Source organism: Pseudomonas syringae (assembly GCF_023278085.1).
Lineage (GTDB): Bacteria > Pseudomonadota > Gammaproteobacteria > Pseudomonadales > Pseudomonadaceae > Aquipseudomonas > Aquipseudomonas syringae_Q.
Window position 1 is genome coordinate 3,490,201 of sequence record NZ_CP066265.1, and the last position, 24,067, is coordinate 3,514,267.

Annotated in this window: 18 protein-coding genes; 12 read left to right on the forward strand and 6 right to left on the reverse strand. The window is 60.7% G+C overall.

What is annotated here, in order from left to right:
• Window positions 1-4 precede the first annotated feature (4 nt).
• Window positions 5-508, forward strand: coding sequence for a peptidylprolyl isomerase (locus I9H07_RS15460; RefSeq protein WP_024673483.1), 504 nt, complete (start codon window positions 5-7; stop codon window positions 506-508).
• Window positions 505-1,251 carry a UDP-2,3-diacylglucosamine diphosphatase gene (gene lpxH / locus I9H07_RS15465; RefSeq protein ID WP_024673484.1) on the forward strand — a complete coding sequence of 249 codons (747 nt, stop codon included), beginning with the start codon at window positions 505-507 and terminating at the stop codon, window positions 1,249-1,251. Before I9H07_RS15460 ends, lpxH begins: the two co-directional genes overlap by 4 nt.
• Before the next feature lie 675 nt (window positions 1,252-1,926).
• On the opposite strand, the gene I9H07_RS15470 is transcribed toward lpxH, so the two are convergent.
• The 5 genes from I9H07_RS15470 to I9H07_RS15490 all read right to left on the reverse strand — a co-directional run bounded on the left by I9H07_RS15470 (window position 1,927) and on the right by I9H07_RS15490 (window position 6,655).
• Entirely contained in the window at window positions 1,927-3,465 is a 1,539-nt protein-coding gene (locus I9H07_RS15470) for a DHA2 family efflux MFS transporter permease subunit (protein ID WP_236423239.1), read from the reverse strand.
• A gap of 63 nt (window positions 3,466-3,528) precedes the next feature.
• Entirely contained in the window at window positions 3,529-4,737 is a 1,209-nt protein-coding gene (locus I9H07_RS15475) for an HlyD family efflux transporter periplasmic adaptor subunit (RefSeq protein ID WP_236423240.1), read from the reverse strand.
• A 100-nt stretch (window positions 4,738-4,837) separates the two neighbouring features.
• Window positions 4,838-5,326: a MarR family winged helix-turn-helix transcriptional regulator gene (locus tag I9H07_RS15480; RefSeq protein ID WP_024675170.1), complete on the reverse strand. Its 489-nt coding sequence runs from the start codon at window positions 5,324-5,326 to the stop codon at window positions 4,838-4,840.
• Between the two features lie 151 nt (window positions 5,327-5,477).
• Complete coding sequence (locus tag I9H07_RS15485; RefSeq protein WP_024675169.1) at window positions 5,478-6,101, reverse strand: tRNA-(ms[2]io[6]A)-hydroxylase; 624 nt, start codon at window positions 6,099-6,101, stop codon at window positions 5,478-5,480.
• Window positions 6,102-6,184: 83 nt separating this feature from the next.
• Window positions 6,185-6,655 carry a DUF1289 domain-containing protein gene (locus I9H07_RS15490; RefSeq protein ID WP_007250303.1) on the reverse strand — a complete coding sequence of 157 codons (471 nt, stop codon included), beginning with the start codon at window positions 6,653-6,655 and terminating at the stop codon, window positions 6,185-6,187.
• Between the two features lie 402 nt (window positions 6,656-7,057).
• On the opposite strand from I9H07_RS15490, the gene acnB reads away from it, so the two are divergent.
• Window positions 7,058-9,667: a bifunctional aconitate hydratase 2/2-methylisocitrate dehydratase gene (gene acnB, locus I9H07_RS15495; protein ID WP_024675168.1), complete on the forward strand. Its 2,610-nt coding sequence runs from the start codon at window positions 7,058-7,060 to the stop codon at window positions 9,665-9,667.
• Between the two features lie 278 nt (window positions 9,668-9,945).
• Entirely contained in the window at window positions 9,946-10,518 is a 573-nt protein-coding gene (gene mntP / locus I9H07_RS15500) for a manganese efflux pump MntP (protein ID WP_024675167.1), read from the forward strand.
• A 107-nt stretch (window positions 10,519-10,625) separates the two neighbouring features.
• On the opposite strand, the gene I9H07_RS15505 is transcribed toward mntP, so the two are convergent.
• Window positions 10,626-15,482 (reverse strand): NAD-glutamate dehydrogenase, encoded by a 4,857-nt coding sequence (locus I9H07_RS15505; RefSeq protein ID WP_024675166.1) that lies wholly within the window; start codon window positions 15,480-15,482, stop codon window positions 10,626-10,628.
• A 366-nt stretch (window positions 15,483-15,848) separates the two neighbouring features.
• Here I9H07_RS15505 and I9H07_RS15510 point away from each other — a divergent pair, with 366 nt between their 5' ends.
• From I9H07_RS15510 to I9H07_RS15545, 8 genes are all read left to right on the forward strand, one after another.
• Window positions 15,849-16,208: a hypothetical protein gene (locus I9H07_RS15510; RefSeq protein WP_024675165.1), complete on the forward strand. Its 360-nt coding sequence runs from the start codon at window positions 15,849-15,851 to the stop codon at window positions 16,206-16,208.
• 48 nt (window positions 16,209-16,256) lie between these two features.
• A complete protein-coding gene (locus tag I9H07_RS15515; protein WP_236423241.1) occupies window positions 16,257-17,003 on the forward strand; it encodes an amidohydrolase family protein in 747 nt (248 codons plus the stop codon).
• Window positions 17,004-17,239: 236 nt separating this feature from the next.
• Window positions 17,240-18,199, forward strand: a complete 960-nt coding sequence (locus I9H07_RS15520; RefSeq protein ID WP_003342804.1) for an AAA family ATPase — start codon at window positions 17,240-17,242, stop codon at window positions 18,197-18,199.
• Window positions 18,200-18,203: 4 nt separating this feature from the next.
• A complete protein-coding gene (locus I9H07_RS15525) occupies window positions 18,204-19,148 on the forward strand; it encodes a DUF58 domain-containing protein (protein WP_236423242.1) in 945 nt (314 codons plus the stop codon).
• Window positions 19,145-19,639, forward strand: a complete 495-nt coding sequence (locus I9H07_RS15530; protein WP_058392752.1) for a DUF4381 domain-containing protein — start codon at window positions 19,145-19,147, stop codon at window positions 19,637-19,639. Before I9H07_RS15525 ends, I9H07_RS15530 begins: the two co-directional genes overlap by 4 nt.
• The gene (locus tag I9H07_RS15535; RefSeq protein WP_058392751.1) at window positions 19,632-20,690 is read left to right on the forward strand and encodes a vWA domain-containing protein; all 1,059 of its coding nucleotides are present in this window, start codon (window positions 19,632-19,634) and stop codon (window positions 20,688-20,690) included. The genes I9H07_RS15530 and I9H07_RS15535 overlap by 8 nt, the downstream gene beginning before the upstream one ends.
• A complete protein-coding gene (locus I9H07_RS15540; RefSeq protein WP_236423243.1) occupies window positions 20,687-22,405 on the forward strand; it encodes a vWA domain-containing protein in 1,719 nt (572 codons plus the stop codon). The genes I9H07_RS15535 and I9H07_RS15540 overlap by 4 nt, the downstream gene beginning before the upstream one ends.
• Window positions 22,402-24,057, forward strand: a complete 1,656-nt coding sequence (locus I9H07_RS15545) for a BatD family protein (RefSeq protein WP_236423244.1) — start codon at window positions 22,402-22,404, stop codon at window positions 24,055-24,057. The genes I9H07_RS15540 and I9H07_RS15545 overlap by 4 nt, the downstream gene beginning before the upstream one ends.
• Window positions 24,058-24,067: the final 10 nt, after the last annotated feature.

Consider the following 24,067-nt stretch of genomic DNA (forward strand, 5'->3'; position numbering starts at 1 on the left):
CCATATGTCCAAAGTAAAGCTGACCACCAACCACGGCGACATCGTTCTGCAACTGAACGCAGAAAAGGCTCCGCTGACTGTAGCCAACTTCATCGAATACGTTAACGCCGGCCATTACGAGAACACGGTTTTTCACCGTGTCATCGGCAACTTCATGGTCCAGGGCGGCGGTTTCGAGCCAGGCATGAAAGAAAAGAAAGACAAGCGCCCGAGCATCCAGAACGAAGCCGACAACGGCCTGCCGAACAAGAAGTACAGCGTGGCCATGGCCCGTACCATGGAGCCGCATTCGGCCTCCGCGCAGTTCTTCATCAACGTGGCTGACAACGCTTTCCTGAACCACAGCGCCAAGACCGTTCAGGGTTGGGGTTATGCGGTGTTCGCCGAAGTGATCGAAGGCACTGACGTGGTCGACAAGATCAAAGGCGTGCCGACTTCCAGCAAATCCGGTCACCAGGATGTGCCGGTAGACGACGTGATCATCGAGAAAGCCGAGATCATTGAGTGATACTGCTGATCTCCGATCTGCATCTTGAACAGGAGCGCCCGGACATTACCCGGGCGTTCCTGGATCTCCTTGCCGGCCGCGCCCGCACCGCCGAGGCGCTGTACATTCTCGGAGATTTCTTTGAAGTCTGGATCGGCGACGATGCGATGTCGCCGTTCCAGCTTTCAATCTGCAAGGCCCTGCGCGCATTGAGCGACAGCGGCACTCGAATTTTTCTGATGCACGGCAACCGCGACTTCATGATCGGCAAGGGCTTTTGCAAGGCAGCGGGTTGCACGCTGTTGAGCGATCCCAGTGTCGTGCAGTTGAACGGTGAGCCAGTGCTGCTGATGCACGGCGACAGCCTGTGTACCCGCGATGAAGGCTATATCCGGATGCGCCGCTATTTGCGCCATCCGCTGACGCTTTTTATCCTGCGCCACCTGCCACTGAGCACGCGCCACAAGCTGGCGCGCAAGCTGCGTAACGAAAGCCGTGCGCAAACCAGCATGAAAGCCAATGACATTGTCGACGTGACCCCGGATGAAGTGCCGCGGATCATGCAGCAGTTCGGCGTGCGTACGCTGGTTCACGGCCATACCCATCGCCCGGCGATTCATAAGTTGCAGATCGGCGATCAGGCGGCCAGACGCATTGTGCTGGGTGACTGGGATCGTCAGGGCTGGGTGCTGCAGGTGGACGGGCAGGGATTCAATCTGAGTTCGTTCGACTTTGTGCCCGAGACGACTGCGCTGTTGAATTGATGGCGCGGGAACGCGGCTGCTCTGCGCATCAGGTGGATCGGGGTTCGGCTCAGATTCTCGTTCCCACGCTCCGCGTGGTAATGCCTTTCGTGACGCTCTGCGTCACACGGCTGCTCTGCGCATCAGGTGGACTGGGGGTCGGCTCAGATTCTCGTTCCCACGCTCCGCGTGGTAATGCCTTTCGTGACGCTCTGCGTCACACGGCTGCTCTGCGCATCAGATGGATCGGGGTTCGGCTCAGGTCACCGTTGCGCCCTTACGGCGCCCTACTTTGAGGGACCAAAGTAGGCAAAGTCCCAGCTCCGTTTCCGGCCCGACTTCGTCGGGTCCCTTCGCCCTGACGCTGATCCAGGGGTCGCCGCAACGGGCCATCCATGGCCCGGTGCGGCTAGCCTGGCGTCCTGCCAGGCTACCCCCGGATCAGCGTCAGGACTCAGCCGTCACTTACGTCGCACTCTGTGTCAACAGTGCCATCGCGGTGGAAAAGCGCTGCGTTGGCAGCGGCTGCGTGCAGGGCATAACGGTGGTTGACTATCGTGCCCACGCTCCGCGTGGGCATGCAGTTCGTGACGCTCTGCGTCACACGGCGGTGATGCGATGTCAGTGCCATCGCGGTTGAAAAAGCGCTTTAGAGCAGTTTGGCTAAACGCATGATTCAGATAGGCGCATAGGAATCTAGTGCCCTCCCCCTGCCGCAGGCCCGGCCTTGGCGGCGAATGGGGGTTTGGCCAGCCAGACCAGCAGAATCAGCCCCGCGAATATCCAGCCCAGCAAGTAGAAGTAATCCACCGTGGACATCATGTAGGCCTGTGCGTTGAGGGTCTGCTCCAGCCGCGCATAGGCCTGCGGGCTGGCACCCCCCAGGCTGTCGAGGGCGTGGCGGGTGGCGGGGTCGAAGGTGCTGATGTTTTCGCTCAGGTAAGCATGGTGCTGGTTGGCCCGACGAATCCAGATCCAGGTGGTCAGCGACGCCGCGAAGCTGCCGCCCAGGGTCCGCAGAAAGGTTGCCAGCCCCGAACCATCGGCGATCTGGTCAGGCGGCAAGTCGGAGAGCAGGATGCTCAAGGTCGGCATGAAGAACAGCGCCACGCCGATGCCCATGAACAACTGCACCATGGCCACGTGCTCGAAATCCACGTCGGTGTTGAAGCCGGCACGCATGAAGCAGCTCAGGCCCATGGCCAGAAACGCCAGCCCTGCCAGCAGGCGCAGGTCGAACTTGTGCGCGTACTTGCCGACGAAGGGCGACATCAGCACCGGCAGGATACCGATCGGCGCCACGGCCAGCCCGGCCCAGGTCGCGGTATAGCCCATTTGGGTCTGCAACCACTGCGGCAGTATCAGGTTAATGCCGAAAAAGCCCGAATAACCGCCGATCATGACCAGCGTACCAATCCGGAAATTGCGGTAGGCAAACAGCCTCAGGTTGACGACCGGGTGCTTGTCGGTCATTTCCCAGATCACGAAGAACGTCAACGCAACCAGCGAAATCAGCGATCCGGATATAATGAAGGTCGATTCGAACCAGTCCAGATCATTGCCCTTGTCGAGCACAACCTGCAACGCGCCGACGCCGACGATCAACGCCAGCAAACCAATGTAATCCAGCGGCTGCCGCGCGGTACTGACCGGCCGCTTGGCCATTTGCGAGCGCACCACCAGTACCGCGAACAGGCCGATGGGAATGTTGATGAAGAAGATCCACGGCCAGCTGTAACTGTCAGTGATCCAGCCGCCAAGAATTGGCCCGGCAATCGGCGCAACCACCGTGACCATGGCCAGCAATGCCAATGCCATCCCCCTTTTTGCAGGCGGATACACCGCAATCAGCAGGGTCTGGCTCATCGGATACAGCGGCCCGGCCACCATGCCCTGCAGTGCCCGAAAGCCAACCAGTTCTGGCATGGATTGGGAAATACCGCACAAAAACGAAGCCATCACGAACAGGATGGTGGCCCACAGAAACAGTTTGACCTCGCCAAAGCGCCGACTCAGCCAGCCAGTCAGCGGCAAGGCAATCGCGTTACTGACTGCAAACGAGGTAATCACCCAGGTGCTCTGCTCCGAGCTGACCCCCAGGTTGCCGGCGATGGTCGGCAGCGCGACGTTGGCAATGGTGGTGTCGAGCACCTGCATGAACGTCGCCAGCGACAGGCCGATGGTGCACAGCAACAGGCTTGGCGGGGTGAAAGAAGCGGGGGCATTGTTGCTCATCGCGAATCCCTGAAAACAAGTGCGGCACCCCGGCCTGTGGGCCAGGGTTCACGGATTGGCGTTTCAGCGCTGCGCGGACGTCTTGCCGCCGGAAGCACTGTTGTCGTGGATCAGACGGGTAATCAGCGCGTCGGCATCGGCCAACTGCTCGGTGTAGACCTGAGTGCTGAAAGCCGCCTGTTTGCGTGGCTGCTGCGCCAGCACCGGACCGCTCTGATCATGCAGATTGACTTCAACGGTGGTCGACAGGCCGACCCGCAATGGGTGCTTCGCCAGTTCTTCCGGGTTGATATGCACCCGCACCGGCACGCGCTGGACGATCTTGATCCAGTTACCGGTCGCATTCTGTGCAGGCAACAATGCGAAGGCACTGCCGGTGCCAGCGCCCAGGCTGTCGATGGTGCCGCTGTACTTCACATCACTGCCGTACAGGTCAGAGCTGATTTCTACCGGCTGACCGATGCGCATCTTGCCCAGTTGGGTTTCCTTGAAGTTGGCATCGATCCACAACTGATCCAGCGGGATGACCGCCATGGTCGCGGTGCCTGGTTGAATGCGCTGCCCCAGTTGAACGGTGCGCTTGGCCACATAACCGGTAACCGGCGCTACCAGCGTGGAGCGTGCATTGGCCAGATACGCCTGACGCAATTGAGCCGCCGCGGCCTTGACGTCGGGATGCGAGGACACAACGGTGTCATCGACCAGCGCCACGCTGGTGCTCAACTGCTGCTGAAGGCTGTTCAAGGCGCTTTGCGCACTGGTCAGACTGTCTCGGGCATGGGACAGCTCTTCCTGCGAAATCGCGCCGCCCGCCGCCAGACTACGGCGACGGTTATAGTTGTCCTGAGCGGTCTGCACCGCGGTACGCTGCGCGGCCAGTTGCGCTTTCATGCCATCAACGTTGCTGTACAGACCGCGCACCTGACGTACAACCTTGCCCAGATTGGCCTCGGCGCTTTGCAGCGAAACCTCGGCGTCACTCGGGTCGAACTTGAGCAGAACCTGCCCTTCGTGCACAAGATCGCCGTCATCGGCACCAATACTGATGACCGTCCCGGTCACCAGCGGCGTGATCTCGACCACGTTGCCGTTCACGTAGGCATCGTCGGTTTCCTCGCTCCATTGCCCGTATACCTCATACCAGGCCCAGATGCCCAGGCCGCAAAGCACGACAATGATCGCCAGCACGATCAGCAGAAACCTGCGCTTGCCGGGGTTGGCGTCTTTCTTTTGCGACGTTTCCGATGTGTTTTCAGTGGCGGCAGTGGCCATGACGATTACCTTGTAGTCAGCGACGGCTGGACAGTTGCCAACGCCCTTTCAGGGCGGTGGGCGGTTAGCAGGCTTGCGCATGCTCGCGATGTCGTACCGTTCAGCCTTTGGCTTTGGGATTGAAGCTCAAGCGAGTGAGCGTGATGTGGTCATCTGCGGCCACCAGCACTTTGGTCAGAATGCGTTGCAGCGCCGCAACCTCCTCCACGTCCAGCGGGGCGAAAATATCGTTCATGGCGTCGGCACCGATCTGCGGCAACAGATCGGAAAGCGTCTGCCCCTGCTCGGTCAGCGCGAGGCGAACCTGACGACGATCCGTTGCCGAACGCGTCCGCACAATCAGCTCTTTCTGCTCCAGACGGTCCAGCATGCGAGTCATCGAGCCGCTGTCCAGCGACAGGTGCCGACACAATTCCACTGGGGTATCGGTGGAGAACTGGGCAATGATGATCAGCACCTTGAACTGCGCAAAGGTCACGTCATAAGGCAGCAGATACTTGTCCAGCATGCGGTCTTTGAGCGCATTGGTTCGACCGACCAGCAACCCGATCAGGGTGGAATCGAAATTTTCGGGACTGAAATGTTTCAAGGACTTACCCGGATAGCTGCTTAAGCAGTGATTACAAAATATTACTGCCTAGGCAGCCGTTGTCAAAGCATTTATTAGCTTGCTTACTAAAAGCCCATAAAAAAACGACTGCTGGTGAGGCGGTCGTTTTTTGTGAAGCGTGTGCGAGCAATCAGGCAGCGGCAGGCACCTCAGCAGGTACGCCGCTGTGAAAACGGAACTCTTCGTCCGGGCTTTCGATCAGCTCGCGCTCGGCCAGGCGGATTTCTTCGATCTTGGCATCGATATCGGCCTTGTCGCCGTAGCTGTAGGCGAGCTTCAGGTAGTCCTGAAAATGCCGCGCTTCGGACTTCAGCAGGCCGCCGTAGAACTTCGCCAGCTCTTCATCCAGGTGCGGCACCAGCGCAGCGAAACGCTCGCAGGAGCGCGCCTCGACGATAGCGCCGACGATCAGCGCGTCGGTCAGCCGGTACGGGTTGTGATTGCGCACGAGTTTGCGCAACGCTCCGGCGTAGCGTGCCGAGCTGATATTGACCAGCGGGATCTGGCGCTTGCGGATGATGCTGATCACCTGCTCGAAATGGCGCAGCTCTTCGCGGGCCAGACGCGACATCTTGCTCAGCAGGTCGAATTTGTCGTTGTACTGGAACATGAACTGAAACGCGGCCCCGGCGGCCTTCTTCTCGTTGTTCGCATGATCGATCAACAGGATGTCCAGGTTGCGCAGTGCAGCCTGAACCCAGCTGTCGGGCGTGCGGCAGAGCAGAAAGGCTTCGATTTCAGGGATCGGGTACATAAGCTCACAGAATGACGAAGAGGCAAGGTCCGGCATTATACGAGCAGCACCGGGGACTCGCGACACAAATGCACAGCGGCCAGTCAGGCGCCAAATGCATCTTTTAAGAAGCCTGGCGCGATGTAGCGCTGATAGTGCGCCTCGGACAGCAGGAAGAACTCTCGGTCGATCGCGTCGCGCAGCTCCGGCAACGTCCAGTCACGAAACTCCGGCAACAACACGAAACCGTAGGCCTCGACCTGACTGATGACCCGCGCGCCGCGTGCGATCAACTGATAGGCCCAGCAATACTCGGACTGATGCGGCACGAAGCGGATCTTGCGCTGGGTGAGCTGCATGCGCAGCTTGTCGGCATCGAAGATTTCAAGCTTGGCGGTCATCACCTGAACCAGCAATTGCTCCAGACGCAGCCACACCGCTCTTTTTTCATCTTCGTTGTAGCCATTCCAATGGATGACCTCGTGATGGAAGCGTTTGCAGCCACGGCACACCAGATCCCCGTAAACAGTGGAGCAAAGGCCGACGCAAGGTGTCTTGATGATGTAATCAGGCATGTCAGGCAGGACTGGGGAAGGCGAAACAAGCGGGTATGTTAGCCCTTTGTCTAAGCAAGTTCACCCCTGAAGATGTAGGGGCTAACTTACCTTTGACGAAGTTTTGGCGTAGAATCAGCGAGCCTTTTAAGGCGCCAATGTCCGTTGGAAGCTGTTTTCAAAGCGTCACGAGCACAGTCAGGTTAACCCCGCAGCGCGGCGTCGACAGGCCATTCCCTCATCACGAATGGCCGTGTCGACCGCTCATCCCCCCGTTCTGCAGGCGTAAAACTTTGAAAACAGCTTCTGTTAGGAATCGCCGACACCCTGCCAACAAGGTTCAATAAGCCTTGCGTGGGCGCGGACGATTTCTGGATGAGCGTCCCGGACACCCATTTGGGACCACTGATGAGGGTTAATACTGTGCTTGAAGCCTACCGTAAACACATCGAAGAGCGTGCCGCCCAGGGTATCGTGCCCCAGCCGCTTAACGCCGAACAAACTGCAGGCCTGGTCGAGCTGCTGAAAAATCCCCCGGCTGGCGAAGAAGCTTTCCTTGTCGACCTGATCACCAACCGCATTCCACCAGGCGTTGACGAAGCTGCCTACGTCAAGGCCGGTTTTCTGTCTGCCCTGGCCAAGGGCGAAGCCACTTCTCCCCTGATCGACAAAAAGCGCGCGACCGAACTGCTGGGCACCATGCAGGGCGGTTACAACATCGTCACGCTGGTTGAACTGCTCGACGACGCCACGCTGGCGCCGGTCGCTGCCGAACAGCTCAAGCACACCCTGCTGATGTTCGACGCCTTCCACGACGTGGCCGAAAAAGCCAAGAACGGCAACGCTCACGCCAAGGCAGTCGTGCAGTCCTGGGCTGACGGCGAGTGGTTCAAGAAGCGTCCGACCCTGGCCGACAAGATCAGCCTGCGTGTCTTCAAGGTAACGGGCGAAACCAACACCGACGACCTGTCCCCGGCACCTGATGCCTGGTCGCGCCCGGATATCCCGCTGCACGCCCTGGCCATGCTGAAAATGGCCCGCGAAGGCATCGTTCCAGACGTACAGGGCTCCATCGGCCCGATGAAGCAGATCGAAGAAATGCGCGGCCAGGGTTTCCCTATCGCCTACGTCGGTGACGTGGTCGGTACAGGTTCCTCGCGTAAATCGGCGACCAACTCGGTACTGTGGTTCTTCGGCGACGACGTTCCTTATGTACCGAACAAGCGTGCCGGTGGTTTCTGCTTCGGCAGCAAGATCGCTCCGATCTTCTATAACACCATGGAAGATGCGGGCGCTCTGCCCATCGAATTCGACGTCTCGAACATCAACATGGGCGACGTGATCGACGTTTACCCCTACGCGGGCAAAGTCTGCAAGCACGACAGCGATGAAGTCATCACCACCTTCGAAATGAAGACCCCGGTGCTGCTCGACGAAGTTCGCGCTGGCGGCCGTATTCCGCTGATCATCGGTCGCGGCCTGACCGACAAGGCACGTGCCGAACTGGGCCTGGGCCCTACCGATCTGTTCAAACTGCCAGAAGCTCCTGTCGACACCGGCAAGGGCTTCACCCTGGCACAGAAAATGGTCGGCAAGGCGTGCGGCCTGCCGGAAGGCAAAGGCGTTCGTCCAGGTACTTACTGCGAACCGAAGATGACCACCGTCGGCTCTCAGGACACCACCGGTCCAATGACCCGTGATGAACTGAAAGACCTGGCGTGCCTGGGCTTCTCGACCGATCTGGTGATGCAGTCCTTCTGCCACACTGCGGCCTATCCAAAGCCGATCGACGTGACTACCCACCACACCCTGCCTGACTTCATCATGACCCGCGGCGGCGTTTCCCTGCGTCCGGGCGACGGCATCATCCACAGCTGGCTGAACCGCATGCTGCTGCCGGACACCGTCGGTACCGGTGGTGACTCGCACACCCGTTTCCCGATGGGCATCTCGTTCCCGGCCGGTTCCGGTCTGGTCGCGTTCGCCGCTGCCACCGGCGTCATGCCGCTGGACATGCCGGAATCGATCCTGGTGCGCTTCAAAGGCAAGATGCAACCGGGCGTCACCCTGCGTGACCTGGTTCACGCCATTCCTTACTTCGCGATTCAGGCTGGCCTGCTGACCGTCGAGAAGAAAGGCAAGAAGAACGCCTTCTCCGGCCGCATCCTGGAAATCGAAGGCCTGGACAACCTGAGCATCGAACAGGCTTTCGAGCTGTCCGACGCCTCGGCCGAACGTTCCGCTGCCGGTTGCACCATCAAGCTGGCCAAAGAGCCGATCATCGAATACCTGAACTCGAACATCACCCTGCTGCGCTGGATGATCGGCGAAGGCTACGGCGATGCGCGTACCCTGGAACGTCGCGCCCAAGCGATGGAAGCCTGGGTTGCCAACCCTGAGCTGATGGTTGCCGATGCTGACGCCGAATACGCTGAAATCATCGAAATCGACCTGGCCGACATCAAAGAGCCTGTGCTCTGTGCGCCAAACGATCCAGACGACGCCCGTCTGCTGTCCAGCGTTGCTGGCGAGAAGATCGACGAAGTGTTCATCGGTTCGTGCATGACCAACATCGGTCACTTCCGCGCTGCCGGCAAACTGCTGGATCAGGTCAAGGGTCAGCTGCCAACGCGTCTGTGGCTGTCGCCACCGACCAAGATGGACGCTCACCAGTTGACCGAAGAAGGCTACTACGGCATCTACGGCAAGGCTGGCGCACGCATGGAAATGCCGGGCTGCTCGCTGTGCATGGGTAACCAGGCTCGTGTAGAACCGAATTCGACCGTTGTGTCGACATCGACCCGTAACTTCCCGAACCGCCTGGGTGACGGCGCGAACGTCTACCTGGCTTCGGCCGAGCTGGCGTCCGTCGCTTCGATTCTGGGTCGTCTGCCGACCGTCGAAGAGTACATGGGCTATGCCAACCAGATCGACACCATGGCAGCGGACGTGTACCGCTACCTGAGCTTCGATCAGATCGCCGAGTTCCGTGAAGCCGCTGCAAACGCCAACATTCCGGCCTTGCAAGTGTAAGCACAGTACCCAGCGTTAAAAGAACCCCATCCTCGTGATGGGGTTTTTTTGCTTTCGAGCATTCCCGTACATATATTTTTCACATTTACATGGCTATAGTGGCGGCCCTTGTTGGGGAGTAGCCTGCTCTTGACCCCGGTCACTGAGCGTTCGTATCAACATTCTCGGCAGCATGCCGTGGTGCGAACACCTTCTGGTTGGCGAGACCAACGATGCATCCATGCCTAAAGTCGGGCGTGTGGTTGCGTCGTTGACTCATAGCCCGACTGGATATAACCGTGAACCCGATTTCCCTCCTCTTTCTCGCACTTGCCATGTCCACGGACGCCTTTGCTGCGGCCCTTGGTAAAGGAGCAAGCCTGCATAAACCGCGCTTTATCGAAGCGTTGCGCACTGGTCTGATTTTCGGTGCCATCGAGACCATCACCCCGGTAATCGGCTGGGGCATTGGCCAGGTAGCCGCCCGCTTCGCTGAAAGCTGGGACCACTGGATCGCCTTCACGCTGCTGCTGGTGCTCGGCCTGCACATGATCTACAACGGCCTCAAGCATGACGACGAGGAAGAGCAGGAAAAACCCGGCTCGCACTCCTTCTGGATTCTTGCCGTCACCGCGTTCGCAACCAGCATAGATGCGCTGGCGGTCGGCGTAGGCCTGGCGTTTGTCGACGTCAATATCATGGTCGCGGCGCTGGCGATCGGCCTGGCCACCACCGTGATGGTCACCATTGGCGTGATGCTCGGCCGGGTACTGGGCACCATGGTTGGCAAGCGTGCTGAAATTATCGGCGGCATCGTGCTGATCGTGGTTGGCGCGACCATTCTCTATGAGCATTTGTCAGCGGCGGCTTGATCCATAGCCTCAAGCCTGTAAACGCAGACACAAAAAAACCGCATCTTTCGATGCGGTTTTTTATTTCTGCAGCCAGTGATGCAGCCTGTTGCCAGGCGATCAACGCATCACACAGTGATGCCCTGCCCGCTCATGGCCAGGTCCAGCAACTCGCGGTTGGCGACCGCGTACATGGCGTAATCGGTGCCGCTCGCTGCTCGGATATCCACCAGCATGGCGCGCCAGCGCTCGACCATCAGTGCATGCTGCTCAAGCCACAGGGCCAGACGCTCTTCGATGTCCGACGGGCCGTCAGCCATTTGCAGAACCGACACAGTGATCGCCCGCTGTTGCCAGTCGACATCGTCACGGAACGCTTCACGCGCCAGGGCCTGCCAGTTGTTTTCCACCGGCAGGCTGCTGATCTGCTGCAAGTACCAGGTAATGTCCAGCGCGCTGCCCACCGCGAAGTACGCCTTGGCCACGTCGGCAGCATTCTGCCCGGTGACGTCGGAGGCTTCGATGATCGGCAACAGCGTGTACAGGTGCGTGGTCCCGGCAACCATACGCGCCAGCAACTCCGGCACACCCGCTTCCACATAGGCCTGATAGCGAGTCTGCCAGACCTCACGTGTCGGACCTTCCAGCAGTTCGTCGAGCTTGAGACCCAGCGCGGCGAGGTGCGGACCGAAGTGCGCCACATCACGACCGGCATCCAGCTCGTTGCGACGGCTGCGCAGGAACCAGCGCGTGGCACGACGCCCCAGACGCATCAGCTCATCCATCAGTGCCAACTGGATTTCAGCCGAAACCTTGTAGTCCAGCGCCTCGATCTGACGGAACCAGTGCGGCAGGTGGAAGATGTCACGCACGATCACGTAAGCACCGGCCACAGCAGCAGCGCTCATGCCCGTCGACTCTTTGAGCCGCTGCACAAAAGTGATGCCCATGTGATTGACCAGGTCGTTGGCGATCTGGGTGCTGACGATTTCGCGCTTCAGACGGTGGCCACGCATGGCCGTGGAGAACCTGGCACCCAATGACGGCGGGAAAGCGGTTTCCATGTCTCGCGTCAGATAATCATCATCCGGTACGCGGGACTCCAGCAAAGCTTCCTTGAGGTCGATCTTGCTGTACGAGATCAATACCGACAACTCGGCACGGGTCAGGCCATGACCGGCGGCAACCCGCTCGGCGATCTGGTCTTCGGCAGGCAGAAACTCGATGGCGCGGTCCAGCTTGCCACGTGCTTCCAGATCGCTCATCAGACGCTTGTATTCAGCAATCCGCTCGTAGGCGCGGCGTGCTGCCAGCGACAGTGCCTGGGTCTGCTTGTAGTTGTTGCCGAGCACCAGGTGGCCCACTTCGTCGGTCATGCTTTCGAGCAGCTGGTTACGCTGCTTTTCAGTCATGTCACCGGCCTGCACCACTTCGTTGAGCAGGATCTTGATGTTCACTTCATGGTCGGAGCAGTCAACACCACCGGCGTTGTCGATGAAGTCGGTGTTGGTCGCGCCGCCATTCAGGCCGAACTCGACACGGCCCAGCTGGGTCATGCCCAGGTTACCGCCCTCGCCCACCACCTTGCAGCGCAGCTCGTTGCCGTCGACACGTAACGCATCATTGGCCTTGTCGCCCACATCGGCATGCGACTCTTCGCTGGACTTGACGTACGTACCGATGCCGCCGTTCCACAACAGATCGACTGGCGCCTTGAGCAGCGCGTGCAGCAGTTCGGTCGGGGTCAGTTTGTCGGCCTTGATATCGAAGCGCGTCTTCATCTGCTCGGTGATGGCGATGCTCTTCAGGCTGCGCGGGAAGATCCCGCCGCCAGCGGACATGATGCTGGTGTCGTAATCGGTCCAGGACGAACGCGGCAGATTGAACAGGCGCTCACGCTCGACAAAGCTGGTCGCCGGGTCCGGATTCGGATCGATGAAGATGTGCAGGTGGTTGAACGCTGCGACCAGTTGCAGCTTGTCGGACATCAACAGGCCGTTGCCGAATACGTCACCGGCCATGTCGCCGATACCGATCACACTGATGCTGTCCTGCTGCACGTTGATGTCGCGCTCGCGGAAGTGACGCTGCACGCCGACCCATGCGCCCTTGGCGGTAATGCCCATCTTCTTGTGGTCGTAACCGGCCGAACCGCCGGACGCGAACGCATCACCCAGCCAGAAGCCGTAGTCGATGGCAATGCCGTTGGCGATGTCGGAGAAGGTTGCGGTGCCCTTGTCGGCAGCCACCACCAGGTACGGGTCGTCGTCATCGTGGCGCACCACATTGACCGGCGGCACCAGCACGCCTTCCTTGAGGTTATCGGTGATGTCCAGCAGGCCCGAGATGAAGATGCGGTAGCAAGCGATTGCCTCGGCCTGTACTTCGTCACGATTGCCGTTGGTTGGCAGGCGACGGGGTACGAAACCGCCTTTGGCACCGACCGGTACGATGACCGAGTTTTTCACCTGCTGGGCTTTTACCAGACCCAAGACTTCGGTCCGGAAGTCTTCCTCGCGGTCCGACCAGCGCAGGCCGCCACGCGCCACGTTGCCGAAGCGCAGATGCACGCCTTCGACACGCGGCGAATACACAAAGATTTCGAACTTCGGCACCGGCTTGGGCAGCTCGGGAATCAGGCGCGGATTGAACTTGAAGCTGAAATAGCTCTTGCTCTGGCCATTGGCATCGGCCTGATAGAAGTTGGTGCGCAGCGTGGCTTTGATCAGGTCCAGATAACGACGCAGAATGCGGTCTTCATTGAGCACCTGAACGTCGTCCAGCGCGGTCAGAATCGCCTGCTCCAGACGCAGTTGCTTGTCGTCCAGATCGTCGGAACCGAGCTTGCGCGCCAGATAGAAACGGGTCTTGAACAGCCGCGTCAGCTCGCGGGCAATGTCAGTGTGGTTGTTCAGCGTGGTCGCGATGTAGCCCAGATCGAAGCCCAGACGAATCTGCTTCAGGTAGCGCGCATAAGCCCGCAGCAGCGCCACGTCACGCCACGGCAGACCGGCAGTCAGCACCAGACGGTTGAACGCATCGTTTTCCGCATCGCCGCGCACGATGTGCACGAAAGCGTCCTGCAAGGTGTCGTTAAGCTGCTGAATGTCGAGGCTCAGGCCTTCGCCGTAGGTAAAGGCGAAGTCATGAATCCAGAACTCACGGCCATTGGCATGGTGCAGGCGGTACGGGAATTCGCCCAGCACACGCAGGCCGAGGTTTTCCAGGATCGGCAACACGTCGGACAGCGCCAGCGGCGTGTCGGCGTGATACAGCTTGCAATGCAGCTGCTGGCGATCACCGGCCAGTGGCTGATAGAAGCTCATCACCAGCGGATTGGCTTCGCTCAGGCTGAGTACGTGCTGCATGTCGACCACTGCCGAATGCGCAGCAAAACGCTCGCGATAACCGGCCGGGAAGCCTTTCGGGAAGTCGGCCAGCACGTTGGTGCCCTGCGCTTCGCCGAAGCTTTCCACGACCAGGCTGGCGTAATCGTCCTTCCACGAACGGCAGGCCTGAATGACTTCGTTTTCCAGCTGGGCAACGTCGATTTCCAGGTTGACCTTGGGGTCGACCCGCAAAATCAGCTGCACCCGCGCCAGCACCGATTCAGAGAAGAACGTCCAGAACTCGCAGTCGCTGGCCTTCAGGCGATCCATCAGCACCTGCTGGATCTTCTGCCGCACTTCGGTGGAGTACACGTCACGCGGCACGTAGGCTAGGCAGTAGCAGAAACGGCCGTACGGGTCTTTGCGCAGGAACACGCGAATCTTGTTGCGCTCCTGAATCTGCACGATGGACATGACGGTGGTGAACAATTCGTCCACCGGCGTCTGGAACAGGTCGTCGCGTGGCAGCACTTCGACCACCTGCGCCAACTCCTTGCCCAGGTGCGCCTTGGCATCGAAACCGGAACGGCGTTCAACTTCTGCGACCTTGCGCCGGATGTACGGGATCTGCCGCACGCTCTCGCCATACACCGACGAGGTGTACAGGCCCATGAAACGGCATTCCTTGATGACCTTGCCCGACGCATCGATCTGCCGGATCGACACGTAATCCGGGTAAGCCGGACGGTGTACGCGGCTCGGATGCGCGGCCTTGGCGAACGACAGCAGCACCGGCTCCTGCAGGTATTTCACTGCGTAGTCTTCGATGTGCAGGTCTTCGTGGCTCAGCCCCGGACGCAGCAGGCGGGTCAGGCCCAGGAATGACGATTCGTCGTAGACCAGCTGGCCGCCATTGGCGTCAGTGCGGACTTCGAACTCTTCGTAGCCCAGAAAGGTAAAGTGGTTATCTACCAGCCACTGCAGGAAGACCTTGATCTCGGCCTTCTCTTGCTCATCGGTATTGGACTGGTTGGCATCGATGCTCGCCAGCAGATCGTGCAGACGCGCTTTCATCGGCGCGAAATCTTCGACCGCGACCCGCACCTCGCCGAGTACCTGCTCCAGCTCGCGAGCCAGCACGTTCAACTCGCTGGCGCTGGCGCAGCGGTCGATCTCCAGGTACATCAGCGATTCCTGCAGCACGTCTTCGCCGGTCGCGCCTTTAGGCAGCAGTTCCAGCAGTTCGCCGTTTGCGCCGCGGCGCACGCTGAGCACAGTGGTTTGCAGGGTATGGATACTGTAGCCGCGGCGATTCAGTTCGGTACGGACAGAGTCGACCAGAAACGGCAGGTCGTGATGCAGCACTTCAACGGCAGTGTGAGTCGATTGCCATCCGTGACGCTCGTAATCGGGGTTGTAGACCCGCACCTGCGGGTGAGCATGTTCGAAACGCTCCAGCAGACGCCAGGCAGACAAGGTGCAACCTGCCAGATCGGACAGGCGACGCTGGGTGAGTTCGTCCAGAGAAATGATGCCGAAGAATTGCTCGGCGAACAGCGCCACTTGTGGCAGTGCCTGTTCGCTGATGTGCTGAGCCAGTGCCGCTTGCAGTTGATGCTGGAAGTCGGCCTTGCTGGCTGCGGTGAAGAACGCCATCTGTGGTACTCCGCTTTGGCTTTTATTGGGGAGGCTTGAAGAAGGTGTTGAGACCGGGGCTGTCCTCGCACTCAATTGCGCGGACACCTCCTGATCGAGTGTAAAGCTAAAGTACTAACGCCTGCTGTGTCAGGGTAGTCACATTTGAATTCCGGATAAAAAAACCTGGACGCATGGGTGACACCCTACACCACTCGTCTGTCATGCAGCTTAACGAGAGCTGAGCGCACACTGCTTACGAGGCTGCGACATATTCGGTCATCAGCCCGCGCTAAAATCCGCACCATGGTGCCAATGCCGGGCGACAATTCAGGCCCGGTGCTGGCAAAATCCATTTCACGCTTTCGCTACCGCACTGGAAACCCTATGCAAATCAAGACCGCCACGCTCATTGCCAACGCTTGTGACGATGAATACGACAATATGGCGCTGCTCTGCTGCCACGGCGCAGGTGGCGACCTGTTTTCCCTGACCCGCTTTCCGGATGAAAACGAGGTGGAAATCACTATCGGCGATGACACCTCCCATACCGTGTCCAGCCTCAAGGTCAGCGTCAGCGCCCAGCGTCTGCTGGTGGAAATCGACCCGGCAGATGCGAAGCAACTGAACGGCCATGCGCACTTCGAAATCGTCCACGCCACAGACGCGGATGACTTGCCGGAGGTTCACCGAACCTTGCAGATCATCATGGAAAATGTGGGCGAATATGTCAGCGAAATCGCTTGAGGGACAAAAGCCGGTAGAGTGAGTTTTTTCGACACCAAGGAGCTCGACATGAACACCATTTTCGATGCCCACTGCCACATCATCGACCCGCATTTTCCGCTGATCGCCAACAACGGCTTTCTACCCGAGCCGTTCGGCGTCAACGAGTATCTTTCGGTGGTCAAACCGCTGGGCGTTGCGGGCGGTGCGGTGGTGTCCGGCTCCTTTCAAGGCTTCGATCAGAGCTATCTGCTGGACGCCCTTGCCAAACTGGGCCCTGGGTTTGTCGGCGTGACCCAGTTGCCCACAAGCGTTACCGATGAAGAACTGGACGCCCTGAATGCTGCCGGTGTACGCGCCCTGCGCTTCAACCTCAAGCGCGGCGGTTCGGAGCAACTCGACCAACTGGAAGCCCTTGCGCTGCGCGTGCATGAGCGCGTGGGCTGGCATGCGGAGCTTTACATCGACTCGCGAGAGCTGGCCGACATCGAAACCCGCCTGCACAAACTGCCCGCAATCAGCATCGATCATCTGGGATTGAGCGCCGAAGGCCTGCCTTCAGTGCTGCGTCTGGCGGAACGGGGCGCGAAAATCAAGGCCTGCGGTTTCGGGCGTGTGGACTTCCCGGTCCGCGAAGCGCTCAGGGATATTTACGCCGCCAACCCGAACGCCCTGATGTTCGGCAGCGACCTGCCCTCAACCCGGGCACCGCGCCCATTTCAGGCCGACGACGTCGACTTGCTGATCGATGCGCTTGGGGAACATGGCGCACGTCAGGCGCTGTGGGATAACGCAGCGCAGTTTTATCGTCTTTGATCATCGTCAAAGGTCGTCACCTGAAAACGGCGTGAAGACGCCTGCGCACCTGCCACGTCCTACATGAATGCAGACAGAACATGTAGGACAATTCCCTAATAACTGACCTACGCCTCTCTAAATGCAATAAAAAGTGCTCTAGCCGTTAGTCGATACCGGCCTGGATGGATTAAAGTATCGCCCCCAGCTCAGCGGTCACCGGACATAGCTGATTACCCTGCCAGGAAACGTCCCCGATGGAACATCGTGAAGCGCTGATTGCGCTGCGAACATTTCTTTCAACGCAAATCCTTGGCCAGGAAAAGCTGATCGAACGCCTGCTGATCGCCCTGCTCGCCGATGGCCATATGCTGGTCGAAGGCGCGCCCGGCCTGGCCAAGACCAAAGCCATCAAGGAACTCGCCGAAGGCATCGAGGCGCAGTTCCACCGCATCCAGTTCACCCCCGACCTGCTGCCTGCCGACATTACCGGCACTGAAATCTATCGGCCGGAAACCGGCAGCTTTGTGTTCCAGCAAGGGCCGATCTTCCACAACCTGGTGCTGGCTGACGAAATCAACCGCGCGCCGGCCAAGGTCCAGTCGGCGTTGCTCGAAGCGATGGCCGAGCGTCAGGTCAGTGTCGGGCGCAGCACCTACGACCTGTCGCCGCTGTTTCTGGTCATGGCGACCCAGAACCCTATCGAGCAGGAAGGCACCTACCCGTTGCCCGAAGCCCAGCTCGACCGTTTTCTGATGCACGTCAAGATCGGTTTTCCAGACGCTGCCGTCGAACGCAAGATTCTCCAGCAGGCCCGCGGCGAAGCGCTCAACGGCGAAACCAAGCCTGAGCGCCGCGTCAGCCAACAGGCGATCTTTGCCGCACGCAAGGAAATCCTCGGTCTGTACATGGCCGATGCCGTCGAGGAATACCTCGTGCAACTGGTCATGGCCACCCGGACCCCGGCCAAGTTCGACCCCGAACTGGCCGAATGGATTGCCTACGGGGCCAGCCCGCGCGGCTCCATCTCACTGGATCGCTGCGCCCGTGCCCACGCCTGGCTGGCCGGACGCGACTTTGTCAGCCCCGAGGACATTCAGGCGGTGCTGTTCGATGTGCTGCGCCACCGGGTCATTCTGTCGTTCGAGGCCGAAGCCGCCGGGATCGATCAGGACCGCGTGATCCAGCGCATCCTTGACGTCGTGGCCGTCGCCTGACCCCATGCAACCCTTCCTGATCCCCCAGCCGGGCATTCGTGTCAGCCTCAGCGAGCTGATCGAGATGCGTCATCGGGTGCGGGAAGTGCAGCTGTTTTCAACCCCGAGCCGACGCAGCCCGTTGATCGGCCTGCACCATTCCAAGCTGCGCGGGCGTGGTGTGGATTTCGATCAGGTTCGGGTCTATCAGGCCGGCGACGATGTGCGCAGCATCGACTGGCGTGTCACCGCCCGCACCCAGGAACCGCACACCAAACTGTTCCACGAAGAGCGTGAACGGCCGATTTTCATCCTGGTGGAGCAAAGCCGTCGGCTGTTTTTCGGCTCCGGGCTGATGTTCAAGTCAGTGCTGGCTGCTCAGGCTGCCGCGTTGATCGGCTGGGCGGCACTCGAGCACAATGATCGGGTCGGCGGACTGGTATTCGGCGATAACGAACACTACGAAATCAAGCCGCGCCGCAGCAAACAGAGCCTGCTGCAACTGCTCAACCGTCTGGTGCGGGTCAATCAGTCACTGCACACCGAAATACCGGCAGATCGCGATGCCTTTGGTACGGCGCTGCGCCGCGCTCGTGAAGTGCTGCGCCCCGGCAGCCTGGTGATCGTGCTGTGCGACGAACGCGCCCTGTCCGATGCCGCCGAGCAACAGCTGAGCCTGTTGTCGCGCCACAGTGACCTGCTGTTGCTGCCGATCTCCGATCCGCTGGATCGCGCCCTGCCCGCTGCAGGCCTGCTGCGCTTTGCCGAACGCGATGCGCAACTGGAGCTCGACACCCTCAACCCCGAGTTGCGCCGGGCCTATCGGCAACAGGGCGAAGACCGCTCTGCGCGCTGGGAACGGCTGGCGCAGAAACTGCGGGTGTTGCTCATGCCGTTGAGCACCCAGGCCGAGCTGGTCGAACAATTGCGTGAATACCTGAATCTCCAGCGCCCGGTGAAGCGCAAATGAACCCGCTGGATCAGCTACAGCCGCTGATTGCCCCAGAGGCGGTCGGTTTCTGGCCGCCCGCCCCAGGCTGGTGGCTGCTGTTGCTGCTTATTCCCCTGGCGGCCTGGGGCCTGTGGCGTCTGCGCGTGCTGTTACCGGTCAAGGCCAGCAAAAGCCGCAGCGAACAACCTCTGGACCCAGTGCGCGTCGCCGCCCTGGCCGAGCTTGCCAGCCTGCCCAAACCCTATGATGGTGCACCGGCCGGTGCCTGGCTGCAGCAGATCAACGGCCTGCTCAAACGCCTGTGCCGTAATCACTATCCACACAGCCAGAGCCATACGCTCAATGGCCGGAAATGGCTGGCGTTCCTCGACAATCGCTGCCCCGCCGCCGGGCTGACGCGCTGGATGATTCTGGTCGAGGGCGCCTACAAACCCGAGTGCAAACTGGACGACAAGGCCATCACCGGGCTGACCCAGGCGGTCGATACCTGGATTCGCAAACATGTTTGAATTTGCCTGGCCCTGGGTCTTCATCCTGCTGCCCTTGCCTTGGCTGATGCGAGTGCTGCTGCCGGTCGCCGACAGCGGCGAACCCGCACTCAAGGTCAGTTTCCTCAGTGAACTCGAAGGGCTGAGCGGCCGCCGCGCCAAGGCCAATCTGCCCGTCTGGCGACAACGTGCGCCAGTCATCCTGATCTGGCTGTTATTGCTGATCGCCTGTGCGCGCCCGCAATGGCTGGGCGAGCCGCTGCCCGTAGCCGCCAGCGGTCGTGACCTGCTGGTGGCGGTCGATGTGTCCGGCTCGATGGACTACCCGGACATGCAGTGGAACAACGATGAAGTCAGCAGACTGGTGCTGGTTCAGCACTTGCTCGGCGATTTTCTGGAAGGCCGCAAGGGCGACCGGGTCGGCCTGATCCTGTTCGGCACCCAGGCCTTCCTGCAGGCGCCGTTGACCTACGACCGGCGCACCGTGCGGGTCTGGCTGGACGAGGCCAGGATCGGTATCGCGGGCAAGAACACCGCCATTGGCGACGCCATCGGCCTGGCGCTCAAACGCCTGCGCATGCGCCCGGCCAACAGTCGGGTGCTGGTGCTGGTCACTGACGGCGCCAACAACGGTGGGCAGATCGACCCGATCACCGCCGCACGCCTGGCCGCTGAAGAAGGCGTTAAAATCTACCCTATCGGCATCGGCTCGGACCCTGATAAAAACGGTCTTCAAGGCGTGCTGGGGCTGAACCCGAGCCTGGATCTGGACGAGCCGACGCTTAAAGACATCGCCAGCCTCAGCGGCGGGCAGTACTTTCGCGCGCGCGACGGTGCCGAACTGGACAAGATCCGCGCCACTCTGGACGCGCTGGAGCCTGTCGCGCAGCAGCCCACTCAGGCCCGTCCGGCGCAGGTGCTTTATCAGTGGCCACTGGCTGCCGCCCTGCTGCTCAGTGTTCTGCTGGTGCTGCGCGAGCTGTGGCCGAACAACGCGGTGCAGCGCCTGCTCACGCAGTTGCGTGCCATCCGCTGGCGTGAGCGTCTCGAGCGACTCTGGAGGTCACGATGATCGCTGCGCTCTGGCCGCACTGGTTCCGCCCGTTATGGCTGCTGATCGTGCCATTGCTGGCCCTGCTGATCTGGCGACTCTGGCACCGGCAGAAACGCGCCGGGCGCTGGCAGATGCTGCTGCCGACCCACTTTCATGCCGTGCTGCTCAATGGCGGCCGCGGCGGCAACAGCAAGCTGCCGTGGATCGCGCTTGGTCTGGCCTGGTTGCTGGCCGTGTTTGCGCTGCTCGGCCCAAGCTGGCAGCGTGTCGAACAGATCAGCCAGAAACCAGTCGACCCGCTGGTGGTGATCCTCGAACTCACGCCGCAGATGCTCGCCACCGATACACCGCCCACACGCCTGGAGCAGGCCCGACGCAAACTGCTGGACCTGTTGCAGAAACGCAGCGATGCGCAGACGGCAGTTGTCGTGTATGCGGGCAGCGCGCACACGCTGGTGCCGCTTTCCGATGATCTGGTCACCAGCCATAACCTGCTGGAAGCCATCAGGCCGTCGATCATGCCATTGACCGGCCAGCGCGCTGATCTGGCGGTGCACAAGGCATTGCACCTGCTCAAACAGGGCGCGCTGGGTCAGGGCCGCATTCTGCTGATCACTTCCTCGCTGAGTGAGCAGGAGCGTCAGGGCATCCGTGAAGCGTTGCGCGGGCAATCGCCGCCGCTATTGATTCTGGGCGTCGGCACCGCTGAAGGTGCGCCCGTGACTCAGGAAAACGGCAGCCTGCTCAAGGACGACCAGGGTGCGATTCTGGTGCCACGTCTGGACAGCAGCAGCCTCAGCGACTTTGCTGATCAGGTCGGCGGCAGCTATCGTCAGGCACGCGCCGATGAAGAAGACCTGAACAGTCTCGGCCTGCTGGCCACGCCTCGGCAACTGCGCAACGATGGCCAGATTGTGCAACTCGATACCTGGGCCGATCAGGGCCACTGGTTCCTGCTGCCGTTGCTGCTGATCGCTGCGCTGGGCGGGCGACGTGGCTGGCTGTTGTGCCTGCCACTGCTGTTCATGTTTCCGCAAACCAGCCAGGCCTTTGAGTTTCAGGACCTGTGGCTGCGCCCCGACCAACAGGGCCAGCGTCTGCTGGAACAACACCGACCGGCCGAGGCGGCGCAGCGCTTTGAAAATGCTCGCTGGAAAGGCGTCGCGCTTTACGAGGCGGGAGACTATGCCAGCGCCGCGCAGCACTTCGCCGAGGGCAACAGCGCCGCTGATCACTACAATCGTGGCAATGCTCTGGCCCGCAGTGGCGAGCTGGAAGCGGCACTGGATGCCTATGAGCAGGCGCTGGATCGCCAGCCCGACTTCCCCGCCGCGCTGAGCAATCGGGCGCTGGTGCAAAGTCTGCTGGATGAGGCCAAGGTGCAGAAGCCCGCGCAGGACGAGCAAAGCAAAGCGGATCAAGGCGAGGAAGGCCAGCAAGCGTCACAGGACCCGAACAGCAGCGCCTCGCCCGCCGAGCAGAACCCGTCGCGGTCCGATCAGACCGGCACCAGCGAAAGCCTGCCGCCGGACACCAGCGGTCAGGCCACGTCGGCGAATTCGACGGACGATGAACAAACCACTCGCCCGCCGATCCAGCCCGCCGACAGTTCGATCACCGGTGAGCGACGTCAGGAACTGGAACAATGGCTGAGACAGATTCCGGACGATCCGGGCGAACTGCTGCGGCGTAAGTTCCGCTATGAACAGCAACATCAGGAAAAGACCCGATGAGTCGCGTGTACACCCTATTGACCGGCCTGTTGCTGGCCCTGGTCGCCATGTCGTTGCAGGCTGCACAGCTGACGGCCAGCGTTGATCGCACGCGTCTGAATGCGGGCGAAACCGTCGAACTGACGCTGGAAACCGACGACGTCACCCAGTTCGGCAAGCCTGACATGAGCGTTCTGGAGGGCAGTTTCGAGGTGCGTGACACGCGTCAGCTCAACAGCCTGAAAACACTCGACGGCAACAGCCAGGCCACCACGCGCTGGATCGTCACCCTGCTGCCGCGGGAAACCGGCAGTGTGGTGATCCCGGCCCTGCAACTGGGTGAATTGAAAAGCCAGCCGCTGACCTTGCAGGTTGTGCAGAGCGAAGCCAAAGAGCCCGGCAGTCAACTGGCGCCGATCTTCATCGAGGCGAGCCTGGATCAGGACAGTGTCTATGTTCAGGCGCAGGCTGTGATGACCTTGCGCGTCTACCATTCGGTGTCGCTGTTCGACGACAGCAGCCTGAGCCCGTTGCAAGTGCCGGATGCCCGGGTCGAAAAACTGGGCGATCCGCGTACTTACGAAAAGCTGATCAATGGCGTGCGCCATGGGGTGATCGAAACACGCTACGCGATTTATCCACAGCAGAGTGGCGCGCTGATCATCCCGGCGCAGGTCTTCAGCGCGACACTGGTGCAGCCACCTGCGGACAACACGCAGGGGCATGATGCCAACCCGTTTGGCCCGCAGCCGGGCAAACTGATGCGGGTCAAATCGTCAGAAGTGACGCTGACCGTCAAGCCCAAACCTGCCAACTATCCGGCCGACACCCCGTGGCTGCCCGCGCGCAGTATCAGCCTTGAAGAAAACTGGAGCCCGGAGCCCGGCAGTACTCAGGTCGGTGATTCGCTGACCCGTACCCTGACACTCAAGGCCGAGGGGCTGGCCGGAGCGCAACTGCCGCCGCTGCCCGCCACCGAAGTGCCCGGTCTGCGGCGTTATCCTGATCAGCCTCAGTTGCGTAACCTGCCCAGCGAGCGTGGCCTGATCGGCACACGCGAAGAACGCGAGGCGCTGGTGCCGGGTCGCGCCGGGGCAATCGATCTGCCAGCGGTCGAAGTGACCTGGTGGAACACCCACGAAGATTATCTGGAACACACCAGCCTGCCTGCGCGTACCTTGCAGATCAGCAACAACCCCGGTCTGGCGGTCGACACCCCGGTGAGCGACATGAGTGGCGTCACCGTGATCGGTCCGCCGGTCTGGCCATGGCAGGCGAGCACCCTGTTGTTTGCCTGCACCACGCTGCTGGGTTTCGGTCTATGGTGGCGCGCACGTGGACAACCGGCAATCGCCCGCACCGTGCAGACCGGGCCAAGCCCGCGTACCGTGCTGGATGACCTCAAGCGTGCCTGCATGGTCAATGACCCGCAAGGCACTCGTCAGGCACTCGATGCCTGGGCCCGTCAGCAGCCGGAAACCCTGGCTGAAATGGCTGCACGCTTTGTGCCGCTGTCCGATGCACTGGATGGCCTGAACGGCGCACTGTACAGCGAGACCGGCAAGCTGTGGCTGGGCCAGGACCTGTGGCGTGCCGTGCGCAAACTGCCCGCCGCCGAACATATTCAGGACCCGGCAGGCGATGCCGGGTTGCCGCCGCTGTATCCCAAGTAAGGATGCAGGG